The sequence below is a fragment of the Pelagibacterium lentulum genome (genome assembly GCF_003992625.1).
Lineage (GTDB): Bacteria > Pseudomonadota > Alphaproteobacteria > Rhizobiales > Devosiaceae > Pelagibacterium > Pelagibacterium lentulum.
Genome location: NZ_RZMW01000001.1, coordinates 1 through 19,360, shown reverse-complemented (window position 1 = coordinate 19,360; position 19,360 = coordinate 1). Strand labels below are relative to the sequence as shown.

Annotated in this window: 16 protein-coding genes and 1 pseudogene; 11 read left to right on the top strand and 6 right to left on the bottom strand. The window is 60.8% G+C overall.

The features are described 5' to 3' along the window. The first annotated feature begins 56 nt into the window (after nt 1–56). From EO133_RS00080 to EO133_RS00040, 10 genes and pseudogenes are all read left to right on the top strand, one after another. A complete protein-coding gene (locus tag EO133_RS00080) occupies nt 57–1,016 on the top strand; it encodes an IS481 family transposase (protein WP_127070548.1) in 960 nt (319 codons plus the stop codon). A 339-nt stretch (nt 1,017–1,355) separates the two neighbouring features. After that, nucleotides 1,356–2,249 (top strand): annotated as a pseudogene (locus EO133_RS00075) (IS3 family transposase); the annotation flags it as partial. 110 nt (nt 2,250–2,359) lie between these two features. Continuing rightward, nucleotides 2,360–3,532 carry a copper-containing nitrite reductase gene (gene nirK / locus EO133_RS00070; protein WP_127070560.1) on the top strand — a complete coding sequence of 391 codons (1,173 nt, stop codon included), beginning with the start codon at nt 2,360–2,362 and terminating at the stop codon, nt 3,530–3,532. 121 nt (nt 3,533–3,653) lie between these two features. After that, nucleotides 3,654–4,934: an ATP-grasp domain-containing protein gene (locus tag EO133_RS00065; RefSeq protein ID WP_127070559.1), complete on the top strand. Its 1,281-nt coding sequence runs from the start codon at nt 3,654–3,656 to the stop codon at nt 4,932–4,934. Next, entirely contained in the window at nt 4,816–6,153 is a 1,338-nt protein-coding gene (locus EO133_RS00060; RefSeq protein WP_308788802.1) for an acetate/propionate family kinase, read from the top strand. Before EO133_RS00065 ends, EO133_RS00060 begins: the two co-directional genes overlap by 119 nt. Before the next feature lie 118 nt (nt 6,154–6,271). Beyond that, a complete protein-coding gene (locus EO133_RS00055; protein WP_127070557.1) occupies nt 6,272–7,327 on the top strand; it encodes a type II glyceraldehyde-3-phosphate dehydrogenase in 1,056 nt (351 codons plus the stop codon). Nucleotides 7,328–7,430: 103 nt separating this feature from the next. Next, nucleotides 7,431–7,790: a hypothetical protein gene (locus tag EO133_RS00050; RefSeq protein WP_127070556.1), complete on the top strand. Its 360-nt coding sequence runs from the start codon at nt 7,431–7,433 to the stop codon at nt 7,788–7,790. Between the two features lie 71 nt (nt 7,791–7,861). After that, nucleotides 7,862–7,942 (top strand): twin-arginine translocation signal domain-containing protein, encoded by an 81-nt coding sequence (locus EO133_RS20770; RefSeq protein WP_371870949.1) that lies wholly within the window; start codon nt 7,862–7,864, stop codon nt 7,940–7,942. Further along, entirely contained in the window at nt 7,912–8,055 is a 144-nt protein-coding gene (locus EO133_RS00045) for a multicopper oxidase domain-containing protein (protein ID WP_127070555.1), read from the top strand. The genes EO133_RS20770 and EO133_RS00045 overlap by 31 nt, the downstream gene beginning before the upstream one ends. A gap of 51 nt (nt 8,056–8,106) precedes the next feature. After that, nucleotides 8,107–8,529, top strand: coding sequence for a c-type cytochrome (locus tag EO133_RS00040; protein ID WP_127070554.1), 423 nt, complete (start codon nt 8,107–8,109; stop codon nt 8,527–8,529). A gap of 185 nt (nt 8,530–8,714) precedes the next feature. On the opposite strand, the gene EO133_RS00035 is transcribed toward EO133_RS00040, so the two are convergent. From EO133_RS00035 to EO133_RS00015, 5 genes are read right to left on the bottom strand one after another with little or no spacing between them, the layout of a single operon-like run. Then, complete coding sequence (locus EO133_RS00035) at nt 8,715–10,244, bottom strand: thymidine phosphorylase family protein (RefSeq protein ID WP_127070553.1); 1,530 nt, start codon at nt 10,242–10,244, stop codon at nt 8,715–8,717. After that, on the bottom strand, nt 10,241–11,599 hold the full coding sequence (locus EO133_RS00030) for an MBL fold metallo-hydrolase RNA specificity domain-containing protein (protein WP_127070552.1): 1,359 nt from the start codon (nt 11,597–11,599) through the stop codon (nt 10,241–10,243). The genes EO133_RS00035 and EO133_RS00030 overlap by 4 nt, the downstream gene beginning before the upstream one ends. 7 nt (nt 11,600–11,606) lie before the next feature. Continuing rightward, nucleotides 11,607–13,976: a phosphoketolase family protein gene (locus EO133_RS00025; protein ID WP_127070551.1), complete on the bottom strand. Its 2,370-nt coding sequence runs from the start codon at nt 13,974–13,976 to the stop codon at nt 11,607–11,609. Nucleotides 13,977–14,009: 33 nt separating this feature from the next. Continuing rightward, nucleotides 14,010–15,044, bottom strand: a complete 1,035-nt coding sequence (locus tag EO133_RS00020) for a ribose-phosphate pyrophosphokinase (protein ID WP_244640920.1) — start codon at nt 15,042–15,044, stop codon at nt 14,010–14,012. Further along, nucleotides 15,041–17,146, bottom strand: coding sequence for a heavy metal translocating P-type ATPase (locus EO133_RS00015; protein WP_127070550.1), 2,106 nt, complete (start codon nt 17,144–17,146; stop codon nt 15,041–15,043). Before EO133_RS00015 ends, EO133_RS00020 begins: the two co-directional genes overlap by 4 nt. 354 nt (nt 17,147–17,500) lie before the next feature. On the opposite strand from EO133_RS00015, the gene EO133_RS00010 reads away from it, so the two are divergent. Then, complete coding sequence (locus tag EO133_RS00010) at nt 17,501–18,253, top strand: SDR family NAD(P)-dependent oxidoreductase (RefSeq protein WP_127070549.1); 753 nt, start codon at nt 17,501–17,503, stop codon at nt 18,251–18,253. Nucleotides 18,254–18,344: 91 nt separating this feature from the next. Here the strand turns inward: EO133_RS00010 and EO133_RS00005 are convergent, their stop codons facing one another. Then, nucleotides 18,345–19,304 (bottom strand): IS481 family transposase, encoded by a 960-nt coding sequence (locus EO133_RS00005; protein WP_127070548.1) that lies wholly within the window; start codon nt 19,302–19,304, stop codon nt 18,345–18,347. Nucleotides 19,305–19,360 lie beyond the last annotated feature (56 nt).

Genomic DNA, 19,360 nt, shown 5'->3' with positions numbered 1-19,360 from the left:
TGTTTGATCCCATGGTTTGATGGTGCGATTCTTTCGCAGGGATGGAAGGAGGCACTATGGGACAGGTTCGCCACGGGAGCGCCACGACCACGCACGCCGTCAGAGCAGCAATACAGCGATCGCAAGCTTCGCTCGCGCAGCTGAGCCGGGAGCTTGGCATCAATCCGAAGACGGTGGCGAAATGGCGCAAGCGCGCGACAGTCGAGGACATGAGGACCGGGCCGAAGGAACCGCGCTCGACGGTCCTGACCGAAGAAGAGGAGGCGGCAGTCGTCGCCTTCCGAAGGCACACGCTCTTGCCGCTGGATGATTGCCTCTATGCGCTCCAACCCTCGATCCCGCACCTGACACGGTCGGCGCTGCACCGGTGCCTGCAGCGTCATGGCATCTCGCGCCTTCCGGATGTCGAAGGCGACAAGCCCAAGCGCCAGAAGTTCAAGCGCTACCCCATTGGCTTCTTTCACATCGACATTGCCGAGGTGCAGACTGCCGAGGGCAAGCTCTACCTGTTCGTCGGAATCGACCGGACTGCCAAGTTCGCAGTCGCTCAACTTGTTGCAACAGCTGACAGAAAGACGGCTTGGGAGTTCCTGCAGCACTTGCTCGAGGCCGTGCCCTACCAGGTCCATACGGTCCTCACTGACAATGGCATCCAGTTCGCCGAGCAACCCCGGAACCGGAACACCAGCTACGCCCGACCGATGCGCTTCGACATGATCTGCGAGGCGAACGGGATCGAGCACCGGCTGACCAAACCGAACCATCCATGGACCAACGGCCAGGTCGAGCGGATGAACCGGACGATCAAGGACGCCACGGTCAAGCGCTTCCACTACGACAGCCACGATCAGCTGCGCACCCACCTCGCCGACTTCATGGCAGCTTACAACTTCGCCCGCCGGCTCAAGACGCTCGGTGGTCTCACGCCCTACGAATACATCTGCAAAATCTGGACATCAGAGCCGGATCGATTCATCATAAACCCGGTCCACCAGATGCCGGGACTGAACACCTAGTATCGAAGAGCTCGAAAAATTCGTCAATCAGATGCAAGGCAACGAACTGATTTGAAACGAAAATCGGCGCAACCTGCAAGTCGACCCATTCCGAAAACGCAAAATTTGCGGCGGACCCGCGCATATCCATCGCTGGCAAACTACTTCTGTAGGCCTGATAGCACGCGCATAAGGTTTCCTTGGCTTTACTTTGCCAAAGAAGGCCGAAAAGAATGCAATCATGACATTTAGATTCATCCATACTGCCGACCTTCACCTCGATTCCCCTTTGCGTTCGCTGGCAATGCGCAATGTGGATCTGGCCGAACTGATTGGGGATGCGACGCGACAAGCCCTGGTGGTATCGCGCGCCGAACCTTTTATCGCTGGTATGACCGCTACCTCATTGGTGGCCCGGAGGCGCTCGAGGATCGACCATCGGCACCCAGCCGGGTCTGGAACCGGATCCCGACCGATATCCATGATCAGATCATAGAGATGGCGCTTGAGCACTCTGAATTGTCGCCTCGGGAACTGGCGGTTCGGTTCACTGACGAGAAGGGCTACTTCGTATCTGAAGCCAGTGTTTACCGGCTCTTGAAGGCCCACGACCTGATCACCAGCCCGGCCTATGTGGTGATCAAGGCCGCCGATGCGTTCCATACCAAAACCACCCGGCCCAACCAGATGTGGCAGACCGATTTTACCTATTTCAAGATCATCGGCTGGGGCTGGATGTATCTCTCCACCGTGCTCGACGATTATTCCCGCTACATCATCGCCTGGAAGCTGTGCTCAACGATGCGGGCCCAGGACGTTACCGACACGCTGGACATGGCTCTGGCAGCCTCAGGGTGCGACCAAGCCAATGTTCACCACAAGCCTCGGCTGCTTAGCGATAATGGCCCCAGCTACATCGCCGGGGAGCTGGCCGATTACATCCAGGCCAACCGGATGAGCCACGTGCGCGGCGCGCCCTGTCACCCCCAGACCCAGGGCAAGATCGAGCGCTGGCACCAGACGCTCAAGAACCGCGTGCTACTGGAAAACTACTTCCTGCCCGGCGATCTCGAGGCCCAGATCGCCGCTTTCATCGAACATTACAATCATCGGCGTTACCACGAGAGCCTCGACAACGTGACCCCGGCCGATGCCTACTTCGGAAGGGCACAAACCATCATCAAACAACGAGAAAGGATCAAACGACAGACCATCGAGCATCGGCGCTTGCAACACCGCAATCTCGCCGCATAAAATCAACCAACAGACGAGGCCAACGCTCCTCTATTCAACGCACCAAATTGCGCCAAATCATCTGACGACGGACAGGGCAGGCTCTTTTTCACAAGAAGGAATAAGAGCGAATGTCCGATAAGCAAGGCGACGAGATAGACAGGCCAACTTCAGGAAGTGGGCTCAGCCGCCGGACCCTGCTGGCCGGTTCGGCAGGTCTCACCTTCGTGGGCGCGCTGGGAGCGCAGACGCAGGCTCAGAGCCCCGATAGCGCTGCGCCCGCCCGGAACGCTCACATGTCCCACACCGGAGCAGGTAGCCCTAGCAATCGGCTCTATCAGATCAATCCGGGCATGCCCGAACATACCGATATTGCCCATGACCCGGCTGACATACCACCCCCGATCACCCGGCAGGAGCCGCAGACGGTTCGCGTCGAGCTTGAGGCGATCGAACTGGAGGCTCATCTCGACTCCAACAGCACGTTCCGCTTCTGGACCTTCAACGGTCGCGTCCCCGGCCCATTCGTTCGTGTACGGGTCGGCGATACCGTGGAATGCTACTTCAAGAATGCTGAAGACAGCTGGATGGCCCATAATGTGGACTTCCATGCAACGACCGGCCCCGGGGGCGGGGCTGTGCTGACAACGGCGCTGCCGGGCGAAGAGTTTGCCTTCCGTTTCAAGGCGCTCAATCCGGGGCTCTATGTCTATCATTGCGCCGTGGCACCCGTAGCCCTTCACATAGCCAATGGCATGTACGGCATGATCCTGGTCGAACCAGAGGAGGGCCTGCCGCCTGTAGATCGCGAATTCTACGTGATGCAGGGCGAAATCTATACCGAGGAAGCCTTCGGGACCCCCGGCCTGTTGACCGAGAGCTACGACAAGCTGGTCAATGAGCGGCCGGAATATTTCGTCTTTAACGGCCATGTCAGTGCGCTGACCGAGCATTTCCCGCTCAAGGCCAGTGTGGGCGAGACGGTTCGCATTTTCTTCGGTGTCGGCGGACCGAATTTCACCTCGTCCTTCCATGTGATCGGGGAGATATTCGACCGCGTCTACCAGAACGCATCACTGACCAGCCCTCCCCTAACCAACGTCCAGACGATATCGGTTCCCCCCGGTGGGGCGGCAGTGGCCGAGTTCAAATGCGAGGTGCCTGGTCGGTATGTACTGGTCGATCATGCCCTCTCGCGCGCCGAGCGTGGCCTGGCCGGCTATCTGGTGGTGGAGGGCGAAGAACAGCCCGATATCTTCGGCCCTATTGGCGAACCGCCTGATCCCTCGATGTCAGGTCATTGACTGATGGGCGGTGTGGCTCCGAATATACCGCCCTATCCAGCACGCCCAGATGGGAGCCGACACCACCTGGTAGGGTGCCATAAAAAGCTCGGGCCGTGAGCATGTAACGCAGGGAATGAACATGGGATGCAGCGATCGGCCCGCCGAATTCGACAGAGCCTCGGTGGTCGACCAGCTCAACCAGCGATGCTTTTGCGTGACGATAGACCCCACGAAGCTGGCACACTCGCTCGATGACATGGCCGGTGAACCTGGGTTCTCGCGGCAGCTCACCGCAGATCGGCCCCATCTGTTTTCGAATGTGCCGGTATTCATAGAGCAGACCGTGCTCGAGGAAATGACCGCCATAGTCCAGGCGATCGAACATGTTGGTCACCTTCCGCTGTACAAGGAAACGGTTCTGTCATGGGCGCCGGAAGGTGCAGATACCGATTTCGGTGCGATTGGCGCCCTGATGGGTTACGATTTCCATCTGGGGGCAGACGGCCCCAAGCTTATCGAGGTCAACACCAATGCTGGCGGCGCCTTTCTAAATGCTTACCTGGCAAGGGCGCAGGCGGCTTGCTGTTCAGATGTCAGAATCGATCGCCGATCGCATGATGATTTCGACGCGAACATTGCCGCCATGTTCGCCAAGGAGTGGACACTTCAGCGTGGCGCCGCGCGCCTTGCCACCGTCGTCATCGTGGATGATGCGCCCAAGGACCAATACCTTTATCCCGAGTTCGTGCTGGTCAGAGAGCTCCTCACCCGGCAAGGTCTTGAAACGCATATCGCCGATCCCAGGGACCTCCAGGTCCGCGATGGCGCACTCTGGCTGGGGAGGACGCGGGTGGACCTCGTCTACAACCGACTGGTCGACTTTGCATTGAACGCGCCGGAGCATCTGGCATTGCGTGAGGCCTATGCGGGAGACCTTGTCGTCGTCACGCCCAACCCACATAACCATGCTGTGCTGGCCAACAAGCGTAACCTCACCATACTTTCGGACCCTGAGATTCTGCGGTCGTTTGGTGCACCCAGCGAAGTGGTGACCCGCCTCGCTGGGGTGCCGCTCACCCGTCTGGTGACGCACCGCAACGCTGACGAACTATGGCAAGCAAGGAAGAAACTGTTCTTCAAGCCGCTCTCAGGCCACGGGAGCAGGGCGGTCTACCGCGGTGACAAGCTCACCAAGGGAGTATGGGCGGATATCGTTGAGGGCGACTATGTTGCCCAAGCGTTCGTGCCCCCGGGGGAGCGCATCATCGAGCTAGACGGTGAACGCGTTGCTCGCAAGGTCGATGTCCGCCTCTACACTTACGGAGCGGTGCCGCTGTTGGCCGCAGCCCGCGTCTACCAGGGTCAGGCCACCAATCTCAGGACGCCAGGCGGGGGATTTGCGCCGGTGTTTATCGTGTGAAGCCAACGTACAGGGACCGCACATGACAGGCAGAAACACGCCACACGTCCTCGCTCTCAACGCCGGCTCGTCGAGTTTGAAGTTTGCCCTTTACTCGCCTGGAATATCGCCCGCCGTTCTGCGAGGCCAGTTCGAACGACTAGGTCAGCACGGCACAGCGTTGCGTGTCCAGATGGCTGGCCGGCCTCCGGATGTTCGTCCGGTCGGAGTTCCCAATCACCCCGCAGCTCTCGCCCACCTGTTTGACTGGCTCGAAACGTCAATGCCGGACGTAAGGCTTGTCGCCATAGGCCATCGCATTGTCCATGGTGGACCCAGATATCGCACTCACGCCGCCGTGGACGATGAACTTCTGGGGGAGCTCCGACGCATAGTGGATTATGCGCCCGAGCACCTCCCAGCCGCGATCGAGATGCTGCAGTTCTGCCGCGAGCGCCACTCGCACATTCCTCAACTAGCGTGTTTCGATACCGCTTTTCACCGCGACATGCCCGCGGTCGCGCGCATGCTGCCGCTTCCTCGTCGCTTCGAGGGTGTGGAGCGCTATGGTTTCCACGGCCTCTCCTACAGCTTTTTGCTGCAAGAACTGGAACGATCCTTTGGCCCGGAGGCCGCAAGTGGTCGCTTAGTGCTGGCCCATCTAGGCAATGGCGCAAGCCTGGCGGCGGTCCAGGGCCGCAGCAGCGTCGACACGACGATGTCGTTCACGCCAGCCGCAGGCATCCCGATGGGTACCCGCACGGGAGATATCGATCCGGGCCTCGTCAGGTTCCTGGCGCAGACGGAGGGGATGGACGCCAAGCGCTTCGACTACATGGTCAACCACGAATCCGGCCTACTCGCTGTATCTGGTACGAGCTCGGACGTGCGAGATCTGCTTGCCACCGAGGCGGTAGACCACCGGGCGGCTGACGCGGTGAACCTCTTTTGCTATCGGATCAGGCAGACGATCGGTGGTTTCGCGGCGGTACTGGGAGGAATCGACAGGCTCGTCTTTACGGGCGGGATCGGCGAGAATGCGCCGGTCATTCGCGGCCGCATCTGCGCCGGTCTTGAATTCCTCGGAATTGACCTCGATCAAGGTCGCAATGCACAGGGCAAGGCAATGATCTCAAAACCGTCCAGCGCGGTATCCGTGCATGTCATCGCAACGGACGAAGAAGCCGTGATCGCTGAAGCTATCAATGCGCACTTGCAACAGGAGGACCTTCCGTCATGAGCCCCTATCATTTGATTTTCCCGGAGGCACGGCGGCCTGTTGGCGTCCCGCACTCCAGTTGTCAGGCTAGTGGATGCATCATCGGGACTAAGGCCAGTATCATGGGGAGGGTGGGAGCATGAGCCAGAGCACCCCAATTCGCGTTGCTATCACGGGTTATGGCGTTATCGGCAAGCGCGTAGCCGATGCGGTCCTAGCACAGGACGACATGGTTCTGGCCGGTGTCGCGGATGTCGCCGCTGACTGGAGGTTGCGGGCTCTCGAGGCGAAGAACATTGCCTTGTACGACGCGTCCCCCGATCGGGCCAATTCCATGGACAAGGCGGGTCTGGCGATTGCCGGCACCTTTGAAGACCTCCTGGGTAAATCGGATGTCGTTGTTGACTGTACGCCCAAGAAGGTTGCGGCACGAAACGCCGAAATCTACCGCTCCCGTGGCTTGAAGTTCATCGTTCACGGTGGCGAAAAACACGAAGTTGCCGGTCATTCGTTTGTTGCAGAGTCGTCCTTTGACGGAGCAATCGGTCGTACCGCTACGAGGGTAGTGTCCTGCAACACCACCTCAATTGTCCGCACACTCACCGCGCTCAAGAATGCAGGCCTGTTGAAGCAAGCTCGCGGCACTTTGCTCCGACGCGCCACTGATCCATGGGAGAGCCACTTGGGCGGGATCATGAATACGCTGGTTCCCGAACCCGAGATCCCCAGCCATCAGGGACCCGATGCCCGCAGCGTCGACCCTGAACTCGATGTCGTCACCATGGCGGTGAAAGTGCCTCAGACCTTGGCCCACCTCCACTACTGGACGGTGCAGTTAACGCGTGCAGCGACCAAGGAAGAAGTGCTGGATGCCTTCCGGCGCTCATCTCGAATAATGCTCATCCGCACGACCGATGGCTTGACCGCGCTCAACACGGTCAAGGAACTCATGGCCGACTATGGCCGCCCCCATGACAATCTCTATGAGGTCGCGCTATGGGAGGACATGCTTAAGGTTGAAGGGCAGGAGCTGTTCTACGCCTACATGGTCGACAATCAGGCAATCGTAATTCCTGACACGATTGATGCGATAAGGGCTCTCACCGGTCTTTCCAGCGATGCGAGGATTTCGATCATGAAGACGGACAAATCGCTCGGAATCGGCAGCCCTTTTTGGCGGCCGGTGGCCAAATAAGGCGAGGGCCCGTGTCTACAGCAGACGGCGTCGCGTCCCTCGAGAAGGACCTGTCTTATGTTGTCGCAGTTGAATCTGTGGCGGCTTGGGGCGATAATGCAGCATGACTAAACGTTTTGTTGCAGTGCTGGCCGTCATCGCCTACGCCATCGTATCTGGCTGGACAGTCGCCGGCGCCAGTGGGCCTGAAGCTACTCGGCATCATGCTGCCCAATTGCATCAGCTTGCCGCTGGGGAAGCGCTAGGGGCCTCGTATACGTGTGAAACGGTGGAGGAGTGCGGCGCGATGAGCATAGCGACGTGCGCCATCGTTTGTGCGGCGCTGTTGCATTTTGCGTCCCCCGAGCGTGATGGCCTCGCCGCCGTCTACACCGCTGCCGAGTATGGGCCCCGCGCCGGCCCGGCGCTATTGCCTGCGCATCCGGGCGCAGATGAACGTCCTCCGAAAACAGGTTTCCTTTGATCCGCTGCGGCTCAGCCGCAGCACACGGAAGATCTAGAAGCCGGGGCACGTGAGGTCCCGCGGAGACCATTATGGAAATCATTACACGACGCGGCTTTCTGGCCGCAGGTGCGGCAGCGCCATGCGCGACACCCTCTATGTGCCGCCAATGACCATGGCGACGATCGCCGTCGATGCGGGTGAAGCGGCACGCTGGATGCTGCATTGCCACCACATGCCGCATCTCTCGACCGGCATGATGACCGAGTTCGTGGTCACGGCCTAAACCATAGGCTTCCCGCCCATGGTGGGAAGCCCCCTTTCTGCAGGGTTGAATATGAACACCATACGTATTGCCATTTTTACCGCGGGCGCGGTCGGACTTGCTGCTGCCGGCTACTGGTGGAACCAGGATCGACAGGGCAGCAGTGTGACCGGCGAACCCCTCGCTCAAGTCGTAGTGCCATCATCACTGACGCCGATTGCCGAGCGGGGCAGGATCGCATTCGAAGCCAACTGCGCCCAATGCCATGGGACGAACAGTTCCGGCCGGGACGGTATTGCACCCCCATTAGTCCACAAAATCTATGAACCCAACCATCATGGTGATATCGCCTTCACCCTGGCCGTACGCCACGGTGTGCGGGCACATCACTGGCAGTTCGGCGACATGCCCCCGATCGAAGGCGTGGGCGATGAGACAGTCGCTGAGATCACCGCCTACATTCGTGAGCTCCAGCGCGCCAACGGCATCAATTGATGCGTGGACTTCCCTCGTTGAAATGTCTCAACCTGATCCGCGTGGGGGATGCTGCGCGGGAGTTCACCCAACGACCGACAAAGTTGGTCGGAAACGGAACCCGAGGTCATACGAGGCATCGTGACTTGATGCCGAGGGGGAACTTCCCTTATTCTCTATACGTCTCAATGATTGCTAAGGCCAATTCACACATCGATCTCAATGATGTCTTCGGCGCCAGCGGCATAATCGAGCGCGTAGGCCAGCGCGCCCCCCGTTTCCGCGTGGAGGTAGAGAAGCGGCTGCCCACGGTCGACCTCATCTCCAAGTCGAACGTTCAGGTGGATACCGGCCGCTTTCGCTTCCGGTGCGCCAGCGAGCTTGGCAAGACGGGAAAGCTTGCGGTTGTTGATATGTATGACCCGTCCAGCATACGGAGCCGCGAGCGGATGGACATGGAGTGCTTTGGGCGGCGTTCGCATCCCGCCTTGGGCCACGCAGATGGCTTCAAACTTTTTCCACGCGCGCCCCTCGGCTAGCGTCTCGAGCGCGAGTGCCAGGCCTTCTCCATTTTTCGCCTTCCCCCCGATCTCTAGTGCTGCGCCTGCCAATATGGCAGCCCGCGTTCGTAAATCGGCCGGTGCATCGGGCGCATTCTGCAAGACCGCCAGCACGTCCAGCGCCTCAAGCGCAGGGCCGATGCCTCTCCCGACGGGCTGCGTCCCATCGGTCAGAAGGCATTGGGCCGTCAGGCCGAAGCGAGCCGCTACCGCCGTAATCCGCGTCGCGAGATGGGTGGCGGCCTCCTCGCTCCGTACCTTCGCGGTTGGGCCGACCGGGATGTCTATAACGACATGGGTGGATCCGGCTGCGACCTTTTTCGAAAGGACCGAAGCGATGAGTTGGCCTTCCGTGTCGACGTCAAGCTCGCGTTCGACCCGTACGAAAATATCGTCAGCTGGACTGAGATGGACCGCTCCGCCCCAGGCGATGCATCCGCCTTCGGCGTCCACCACGCGCTTCAAGGCTGCAATGTCGAGATCAACGGGCGCCAGGGTCTCCATCGTGTCGGCAGTTCCGGCGGGCGAGGTAATCGCCCGGGAGGACGTTTTCGGCATGACGAGCCCGTTCGCCGCAATGATCGCCACGACGATTGGGGTGGTGCGGTTCCCAGGCAGGCCGCCGACACAATGTTTGTCGACAACAACAGGGGCGCCCCATTGCAGCCGTTCGCCAACCGCTATCATGGCGCCGGTGAGGTGGGCGGTCTCGTTCTCGTCGAGTGGTAAGGCTGCGGTTGCGGTCAGAAACGCCGCGAGTTGCACCTCGGTATAGCGGCCTGCGACCACGTCCTGCACGATTTTCGTGAACGCGCGCGAGTCGAGTCGGTTGCCATAGATGCGTCTGCGGACACTTGCCAGCGACTCGATAGCGGGGGCATGGGTGACCTGTACCTCCGTGCCCTCGGAGAGGTTCAGCCTCTCCCAGGCGGTTTCGGAGAGCCCAACCTCGTCGAGACCCAACTGGTCCTCGCCATCTACCTGGAACAAGGTCGCCTGCAATACCCGTCCGCCGCCCGAGATGAGCACCTGCGAGCGGGCGGAGAGCCCTTCCGAGCGACAAACATGACAATCCGTGCGCATGACGACGATTGGCTGGTGTTGCGTATGCAACCGCAGGCGCCGAACACGGAGGGTTGGTTGTTCGGGGCCCGTAGGAGAAACGAGGGTGGTCATAGTTCGAACACCTGATCCTGACGTGGAACAGTAGCATCCCAGCCAAGCTCGCGGTCGATGCGGGTGCGCAGAGCCTCGGATGCGGAATCCTCTCCGTGGACAATGAAGACGCGGGACGGCCCGCGCTGGAAGCCAGAAAGCCAGCGCATCAACTCATTGCTGTCGGCATGCGCCGAGAGCACCGACAGATCCTTGACCTCTGCCCTGACCGGTATCCATTGACCGTGAATCTTGATCTCGGGCACTCCCTCAACCATGGCACGGCCCCGCGTTCCTGCGGCCTGGTAGCCGGAAAACAGGATCGTATTTTTTGGATCGCCCGCGAAGGATTTGAGGTGATGAAGCACGCGACCGCCAGTGGCCATGCCGCTAGCCGAGATCACGACCTTTGGCCATGAGCTGGCTGTGATCGCCTTGGAGCCTTCCACGTCCCGGGTATAAGTGGCGATCTCGCAGATCGCCGTGCATTCGTCATGCGTCAGGCGATGGTCGTCGCTATGCGCATGGAGGAGGTCGGTGGCTGCGATTGCCATAGGACTGTCGAGATAGATCGGCACCCCTGACAGCCGGCCCGCCATCCGGAGCTTCCACAGATGGTAGAGGAGGGATTGGGCACGGCCAACCGCAAAAGCCGGGATGACCACTGTTCCACCACGCTTCACGGTGCGCTCGACGATCTGCCCCAATACTTCGGTCGTGTTGGCGGGGTCATGAGTCCGGTTGCCATAGGTTGATTCGACCACGATATAGTCAGCGCCCGGAATGGCTGCCGGATCAGGAAGCATCGGATCGTCGTAGCGCCCAAGGTCACCCGAAAACGCAATGCGGCGGTCGGCCCATTCGATGTCTGCACTTGCTGCGCCAAGGATGTGACCCGCATAGCGGAACGTCAGAATTGCACCACCAGGAAGCTCAAAGGCGGTTTCAAACGGCACAATGGTAAACATTTCCATAGTGCGTTCCGCATCGCGCACGCCGTAGAGCGGCAGAGCCGGCTTGTGCCTGGAGAAACCCTTTCGATTGGCGTATTCGGCATCTTTTTCATTTAGAAAGGCGCTATCCTTGAGGATCAACTCGGCCACGTCGCGTGTTGCCGCAGTGGCGTAGATCCGACCTTTGAATCCGTCGCGCACCAGTCGCGGAAGATAGCCTGAATGGTCGAGGTGGGCGTGGGTGAGCACTACGGCATCAATACTGGACGGGGGCACCGACAGCGGCGCCCAATTGAGCTCGCGCAGGTTCTTAAAGCCCTGGAAGAGGCCGCAGTCGATCAAGATGCGCTTGTCGCCGTTGGTGAGAAGGTGCTTGGAGCCGGTGACGGTACTCGCACCACCGAGAGATGTAAGCGTCAGCATAGTGGCCTCAGATGTTGAATGCAGCGATATCGCCCGGATGCCCGCGGCCCTCGACCGCGTCCCGTTCGGCGGGAGCGAGGAGGTCAAGGCTACGCCACCCGGTCAGGGAGCTTGCGGCATCGATCAGGTGAGCCCAGGAGCAGCGGTTGGCGAACAGCATGCCCGACACATCAAGCGTTCCGCCCCGGCTGATATAGCCCCGTGCGGCTGTTATTTGCGGGCCGGAGTCCAGTCGCCGCAGCAGGCCAAGAATGGGTTCAGGCCTCGTGTGCGAAACGATCAGGCGTGGCATGCCCGGCGGGAACAGGGCCGCCAGTTGCTCAGCATTGGCCGTGAAAGCCGCCTCGATCGGATCGCGGGGTGTGCGGAAGCGGCCTGGTTCGGACATCGCGGTCACAAGGATTTGGTGACCGTGCACTGCGAGCCGGTGGGCGGCCTTGAGGGCCTCCTCCAGCTGATAGGCACCAATTGCCACGATCTGGAGCTCTGCGCCTTCTGCCTCGCCCTGCACGTGGGCCGCACCATCCGTTACAAAACGCTCGGCCGCCTCAGCATCGAAGCGATGCGGCATGTCGCGCTTGGAGACGATCAAGCATCCCACCTGGCCACGGCCGCTGTAGATGGACTTCAAAGCAGCCATGGCGCTGTTGGCATCGACGGGGAAAAGCACCCGTGAGGTGTCCGACATCTCACCCAGCAGCGCCTCACCGATGGTCGGGTCCTGATGCGATTGCTCGTTCTTCGCATTTTCCCAGGTATGGGAGGTGACGACCAGCGGTACCGAGATCCAGCGTGGCTCCTGACCCGCCTCGCGCTGCCGCCGGGCAAACACGATCTCCTGCCGCACGCCGCCAAGCATCTTCATGGCGAAGGCTTCGTAGCTGACGATAAGATTGACGCCGCCCTTGTTGGCGAGGGCTGCCCCGGCGACGGCTTCCTCGTTGAGCGCGGTGATGACCGCGCCGCCGATGGCGTCGGGGACGCCGGCGTCCGAAGTGTTCACGCGATGGCGAAGCCGCTCGAGTGTGGCACCCATATGGTTGGAACGTAGTTCGTCAGGATTGCCCACACGCGGGCGGAGTGTGGGGTTCGCATCCACGACCCGGACAAACCAGCGGTCGAGGGCATGCATGGCGCAATCGGGGGGGTCGCCGGCGACCGTCCAGTCCGGCTCGGGCAAGATCGGCGCCGCCGGGTTGCGCAGCGCCAGCGCATGCCGGCTTTCCGGCTCACGGCTCTGCTTGCCATAGACAGCAATTTCAGCGACGGCGCTTTCGATCTGCTCGGCAGATACGAAGAGTGCTTGTGCTGCCTCGTTGAAGGCGTTCCGAGCCCGTTCGTCATGCGCTGGGTTGCCGCCAAGGGGCAAATTGTGCGCCGCGTTGGTGTCGGCTCCCGGAAAACCGAAGCCCTTGATGGTCTCGGCAATGACATAGGGAATTGGCGCCGGATAGCTGCGAGTGGGCTCAGCCGCGAAACGTTCAAGGCGCCTCTCTGCCTCAATGATCGCACAGGCAAAGGCCGCAGGATCACGTCCGTCGATGATGAAAGGATCAAAACCGTTGAGCTTGAGGTGGTCGACGAGCCAGTCCGCACCGCCCTGCTGCGCGATCTGGACACGTTCCTCAATACGCCGGCCGTTGAGGATCATGACCGGGATGGCGTGGCCGGTATCCTCGGCGCGCCACCAGCGGGGCGTCCAGTCTGAGCCGCGCTGCTCCTCGAACGCGCCGTCGCTAAGGAAGGCGACGAGGCTTTCGCCGGGCAACGGCGCATGGACGTACTGGACCTCGGCGAAGCCGAGATAGCCACCTTCCGAGATGGCGCCGGCGGTGTTCGGCCCGGCATGGCTGCCGAGCGGGACCGCTGCCTTGCCGTCGGCGTCGATGGCATAGGAGTAAAAATCAGCGGCCAGCTGCGAGAGGCCCTTCTCGCTTCTATCATAGCGGCCCCTTTGGGCGGGAGAAACATCCCCGGTAAGTGCATTGACCGCCTCGATCGCGGCGACCGAATGGCCTTGTCCCATCATCCAGGAACGGGTCCTTGCGGTGATCGCGTTGGCGGCCAGATAGCCAACGAAGGCGGGCACCATGTTAAGGGATCCGCCCGTATGACCCTCGGGCGTCGTCTTGAAGGCGTCAGCCGGCAGCGGCGCACCAGAGAGATCGACACGGTGGGCATAGGTCATATGGGCGACCGTCCACATTGCGGCAGAAGTCAAGCGGTCGGCCGCCGCGAGGATGCGATAGAGGGCTTCCCCATCGACCCCGTCGGACGCGGCCAGGGCCGCGACGCGTTCGATGGTTTCATTGCTGTGCCGGATTGGGCCGTATCCTTGTTGCCAAATCCTTGGGGTCGCTGTGTTCGTTCTGTTCATACCCTTGCCGCCTTCCGTCCAATTGTTCCCTCGTTACTTCGCGCCGCCAGTCCAGGAGGGCGGATCGCTGGCAGGGAAGGAATCGTGGCCCGCCCGCTCTACCTCGTCCAGCGGCTCGGGGGGACGCCGGTGGCGTACAAGATCACCGTCAACCGAGGCCGCCGACGATATGACGTTCCCGATCAAGGGAGCGAGCGTTACCGCATTGCTTTGGTGGGGTACGGAGTCGGTCGAGACGATGCGGTCACAAAGAGCTGCTAGGCGTTGGAATGAATCTTCGGCGAATATCGCGTGCACCACCGCGACTACCGGCCTTGCGAAGCCCTGAAGTGGAAGCTGGCCGGCTGCTTCGATCAGGGTATTGCCGGAGGACGCTATGTCGTCTGCCAGTACCGGCTGGCGGCCGCGCCACTCGGAAAGGTCTGGCAGCTGCACCTCGACGTTGCGATCGCCATGGCGCACCTTTCGCAGCACCGCATAGGGGGCACCGGTACGGGCGGCGATGGCGGACACCCATTGCTCGCTTTCCTCGTCGGGGCCGATGATCAGCGGCTTGTCGACTTCCGCGGCGATCCAGTCCGCCAGCAGCGGCGCAGCATGCAATGTGTTTGTCGGGATCGTATAAAGAGGCGACAGGGCCGGATAGCGATGAAGATGCGGATCAACCGTCAGCAACCGGTCAAAGCTCGACGAGACAAGCCTGGCGAAGCTCCTGGAGGTCACCGCCTCTCCCGGCTGGAAGCGGCGATCCTGACGCATATACGAGAGGTAGGGCGCGATCAGGTTCACCTGACGGGCTCCCAGATCTTTTGCGGCATCGGCCGTAAAGATCAGCCGGAGGAAGCCATCGTCCGGCCGTGCCAACGTGCATACCAGATCGACAACCTTATCTTTTACGTCTGAGAGGAGGCGGACGTAAGTCTCGCCGTCCGGAAACCGCCGGGTCTCCATCCCTCCAAGCTCCCAGCCCCCGTGGTCAACCAGCCGTTGAGCGAATGCCTCATTGCCGGGCAGCGGCAGGACCAGCCGCGTGGTGGAGGACTCCTGTCCTTGGTTAGCCATTGTCATTTGTGCCTCCGATAGGAGCGCAGCAGCTGGGCGTTGATCGCCACGATAACGGTGCTCGCAGACATGAAGACCGCAGCGACGGCCGGGGTCATTATAAAGCCGGTCCCGAAGGTAATGCCGGCCGCCATCGGAATCGCGATTGCGTTGTAGCCGGTCGCCCAGGCCAGGTTCTGGATCATCTTGCGATAGGTGGCACGCGACAGCCCGAGGATAGCACCCACGTCGCGTGGATCACTTCTGACCAGCACGACGTCGGCAGATTCCACGGCGACATCCGTACCGGCGCCGATGGCGATGCCCAAATCAGCCACCACCAGTGCCGGCGCATCGTTTACTCCGTCGCCGACCATGGCGACGGATAGCCCCCGGGCTTGGAGCTCCTCGATCTTTTGCGATTTTTGCTCCGGCAGGACCTCGGCGAAGTACTCGGTTATCCCCAGTTCTTCCGATACGGCCTTTGCAACGCCCTTTGCGTCCCCGGTGAGCATGATCGAACTGATCCCGAGGGATTGCAGTTCGGCGATGGCTTCCTTCGATTCCGGACGAACGATGTCAGCCAGTGCAAAGAGCGCCCGGGGTACGCCGTCGCGGACGAGGACAACGACCGTCTTACCCTGCCCCTCCAACTGCTTGAGCCCGTTATGGGAGATGGGGTTGCCTTGCCGTGCGAGGTGTCCGGGGCTGACGATACGTACGTCCTGGCTGTCCACCTTGGCAACAATGCCCTCGCCGGTAATGTTGCTGACGTCCGTTGCCTTGGGAATGGTCAGGTTCCGTGCCTTCGCCTCGGCTACAATGCCATGGGCGATAGGGTGCTCGGACTGGCTCTCTGCGGCTGCGGCAAAGCCGAGTTCGGTGGCCTCGTCACCGTCATCAAGCAATACGATATCGCTGATACCGAAACGTCCCTCGGTCAACGTGCCAGTCTTGTCGAATACGACAGCGTTGAGATTGCGGGCACGCTCAAAAGCGGCGCGGTCACGGATCAGCAGCCCGTTGCCGGCCGACAGCGACGTACTGACAGCGACAACTAGCGGGACTGCAAGGCCAAGGGCGTGCGGGCAGGCAACGACCATGACGGTCACCATACGCTCAATGGCAAATGCCAGAGGAGCATCCAGGAGAAGCCACCACACAAACAGCGTGCCGAAGCCCACGACGAGCGCGATATAGGTCAGCCAGGCGGCGGCGCGGTTGGCAACGTCCTGGGTGCGGGAGCGGGTTGCCTGCGCCTTCTTCACCAACTCGATGACCTGCGAAAGATAGGTCGCGTCACCGGTCGCCATGACTTTGATGGTGATGGCGCTGGCGCCGTTGATTGCGCCGCCAATGGCCGTTGCGCCGACGCCCTTGGTCACGGGTCGGGATTCGCCGGTGAGCATGGCTTCGTTGAAACCGGAGGAGCCTTCGGTGATAACGCCATCTACCGGAACCTTTGCCCCCGGACGAACGATGACGTGATCACCGGGTTGGAGGGACGAGATCGGCACTTCTTCGGACGAGCCATCCGCCTTGATGAGGGACGCCGTGTCGGGCAGAAGCCGCACCAGTTCTTCCAGGGCACGCGATGCGCCCATGACCGAACGCATCTCGATCCAATGGCCAAGGAGCATGATGGCAATCAGCGTGACGAGCTCCCAGTAGAGCTCTTCTCCGGGAAACCCGAACGTCACGGCCGCCGAAAAGAAATAGGCCGCCGATATCGCAAGTGCGATCAGGGTCATCATGCCGGGCTGGCGCTTGCGCAGTTCCGAGATGAACCCTGCAAGGAACGGGTAGCCGCCATAGATGTAGGCAATGGTCGAGAGTACGAAGATAACGTAGCGGTCGCCTGGGAACGACAGTGCCTCAGCCAGGCCGAACAAATGCTGGATCATCGGTGACAGCAACAACACCGGCGGTGTGAGCAACAGAACTAGCCAGAAGCGGCGCCGGTAGTCGGCAACCATCTCGCCATGATCGTGTCCACCGTGACCCCCATGTTCGGAGTGGCTCGAGCCTCTGGCCGATATGACTTTGGAGTGTCCGTGGTCAATTTCATTGTCGGGATGCTCGGGCAGCCGGCCATGCTCGTGACCGTGGTGAGGATGTGGTGAACTCATCAGAGCCTCTCGTGGGAAGTGTCGGCCAGGTGGAACTGACGCAAGGGTGGATACGCAGTGTGCAAAGTACTGGCCCCATCGCTGGGGCGTTTGACCCGTGTCAATCATTCACGAAATGATGACCCAGGGGGCATCACATTTTGGTCAACTCAACTTTCGTGGACCTTGCTCAAAGTTTGCGGTTCGAAGGGCTTGGCATATCACAGACAGGGAACCGCGACCAGCCCGCTCGACGGCGCTTACGCGGGATGAATACCGCTGACCCCGCATCCGACGCAGTACGTCACTGCCTATTGTGGCAGCACCCTGTCTAGTTTAGCCTTCCCTGACTTCAGTAGGAGCGAGGAAAATCTCATGTCGTTCGAAGGTAGGGTTGCGTTAGTCACCGGTGCTGGTTCGGGAATCGGCGAAGCCATCGCCAAGGAACTGGCCGGATTGGGCGTCAAGATCGTGGTGACCGATATCAGTCGCGAGGGCGCCCAGCGCGTGGTGGACGAAATTGTCGCTGCGGACGGTAACGCCGCCGCTTTCGTTGCCAACAGCGCGTCTCCGGAAGACAACGAGAAGGCCGTAGCTTTTGCGTTGAAGACATTCGGCAAACTGAACTATGCCGTGAACAATGCCGGCATTGGCGGCAAGGCGGCACCGACTGGCGAAGTCGACATCGAGGACTGGAACCGGGTGATCAACATCAACCTTAACGGGGTTCTGTACGGCATGCGGCACCAGATCCCGGCGATGTTGGACGCTGGTGCGGGAGAAAGTGCCATCGTCAACATGGCTTCGATCCACGGGACGGTTGCTGCCATCGGTTCCAGCGCTTACACGGCCGCTAAACACGGCGTGGTTGGGCTTACCAAGAACGCAGCCGCTGAATACGGTCCTCAGGGACTGCGTATCAACTGCGTTGGCCCCGCCTATATCGACACGCCGCTGTTGGCCAACTTGCCCCAGGAGGTCCGTACTGGACTCGTCACCCGCCATCCGCTCGGCCGTCTAGGCAGGCCGGAGGAAGTTGCAAAGGTGGTTCGGTTTCTGCTGTCGGATGACGCCTCCTTTGTCACTGGGGGCTACTACCTTGTGGATGGGGGCTACACCGCAGTCTAGCGCTCGGAATTTCTCGGGCTACTTCCATCAGCCCAAACTTTTCTTGCCGCCGGTTAATCGAGCACCCGCCTTGCTTATGTAGAGAGGGGCCCTAGGTGTTCAGTCCCGGCATCTGGTGGACCGGGTTTATGATGAATCGATCCGGCTCTGATGTCCAGATTTTGCAGATGTATTCGTAGGGCGTGAGACCACCGAGCGTCTTGAGCCGGCGGGCGAAGTTGTAAGCTGCCATGAAGTCGGCGAGGTGGGTGCGCAGCTGATCGTGGCTGTCGTAGTGGAAGCGCTTGACCGTGGCGTCCTTGATCGTCCGGTTCATCCGCTCGACCTGGCCGTTGGTCCATGGATGGTTCGGTTTGGTCAGCCGGTGCTCGATCCCGTTCGCCTCGCAGATCATGTCGAAGCGCATCGGTCGGGCGTAGCTGGTGTTCCGGTTCCGGGGTTGCTCGGCGAACTGGATGCCATTGTCAGTGAGGACCGTATGGACCTGGTAGGGCACGGCCTCGAGCAAGTGCTGCAGGAACTCCCAAGCCGTCTTTCTGTCAGCTGTTGCAACAAGTTGAGCGACTGCGAACTTGGCAGTCCGGTCGATTCCGACGAACAGGTAGAGCTTGCCCTCGGCAGTCTGCACCTCGGCAATGTCGATGTGAAAGAAGCCAATGGGGTAGCGCTTGAACTTCTGGCGCTTGGGCTTGTCGCCTTCGACATCCGGAAGGCGCGAGATGCCATGACGCTGCAGGCACCGGTGCAGCGCCGACCGTGTCAGGTGCGGGATCGAGGGTTGGAGCGCATAGAGGCAATCATCCAGCGGCAAGAGCGTGTGCCTTCGGAAGGCGACGACTGCCGCCTCCTCTTCTTCGGTCAGGACCGTCGAGCGCGGTTCCTTCGGCCCGGTCCTCATGTCCTCGACTGTCGCGCGCTTGCGCCATTTCGCCACCGTCTTCGGATTGATGCCAAGCTCCCGGCTCAGCTGCGCGAGCGAAGCTTGCGATCGCTGTATTGCTGCTCTGACGGCGTGCGTGGTCGTGGCGCTCCCGTGGCGAACCTGTCCCATAGTGCCTCCTTCCATCCCTGCGAAAGAATCGCACCATCAAACCATGGGATCAAACA

Bases quoted from the DNA above. Each gene is read 5' to 3' on its own strand.
- EO133_RS00080 (WP_127070548.1), top strand. From the start codon at position 57: ATGGGACAGGTTCGCCACGGGAGCGCCACGACCACGCACGCCGTCAGA.
- EO133_RS00045 (WP_127070555.1), top strand. From the start codon at position 7,912: ATGCGCGACACCCTCTATGTGCCGCCAATGACCATGGCGACGATCGCC.
- EO133_RS00030 (WP_127070552.1), bottom strand. From the start codon at position 11,599: ATGCTGACGCTTACATCTCTCGGTGGTGCGAGTACCGTCACCGGCTCC.
- EO133_RS00005 (WP_127070548.1), bottom strand. From the start codon at position 19,304: ATGGGACAGGTTCGCCACGGGAGCGCCACGACCACGCACGCCGTCAGA.
- EO133_RS00060 (WP_308788802.1), top strand. From the start codon at position 4,816: ATGTCCGCCTCTACACTTACGGAGCGGTGCCGCTGTTGGCCGCAGCCC.
- EO133_RS00010 (WP_127070549.1), top strand. From the start codon at position 17,501: ATGTCGTTCGAAGGTAGGGTTGCGTTAGTCACCGGTGCTGGTTCGGGA.
- EO133_RS00065 (WP_127070559.1), top strand. From the start codon at position 3,654: ATGGGATGCAGCGATCGGCCCGCCGAATTCGACAGAGCCTCGGTGGTC.
- EO133_RS00050 (WP_127070556.1), top strand. From the start codon at position 7,431: ATGACTAAACGTTTTGTTGCAGTGCTGGCCGTCATCGCCTACGCCATC.
- EO133_RS00035 (WP_127070553.1), bottom strand. From the start codon at position 10,244: ATGACCACCCTCGTTTCTCCTACGGGCCCCGAACAACCAACCCTCCGT.
- EO133_RS00055 (WP_127070557.1), top strand. From the start codon at position 6,272: ATGAGCCAGAGCACCCCAATTCGCGTTGCTATCACGGGTTATGGCGTT.
- EO133_RS00020 (WP_244640920.1), bottom strand. From the start codon at position 15,044: ATGACAATGGCTAACCAAGGACAGGAGTCCTCCACCACGCGGCTGGTC.
- nirK (WP_127070560.1), top strand. From the start codon at position 2,360: ATGTCCGATAAGCAAGGCGACGAGATAGACAGGCCAACTTCAGGAAGT.
- EO133_RS00015 (WP_127070550.1), bottom strand. From the start codon at position 17,146: ATGAGTTCACCACATCCTCACCACGGTCACGAGCATGGCCGGCTGCCC.
- EO133_RS00025 (WP_127070551.1), bottom strand. From the start codon at position 13,976: ATGAACAGAACGAACACAGCGACCCCAAGGATTTGGCAACAAGGATAC.
- EO133_RS00040 (WP_127070554.1), top strand. From the start codon at position 8,107: ATGAACACCATACGTATTGCCATTTTTACCGCGGGCGCGGTCGGACTT.
- EO133_RS20770 (WP_371870949.1), top strand. From the start codon at position 7,862: ATGGAAATCATTACACGACGCGGCTTTCTGGCCGCAGGTGCGGCAGCG.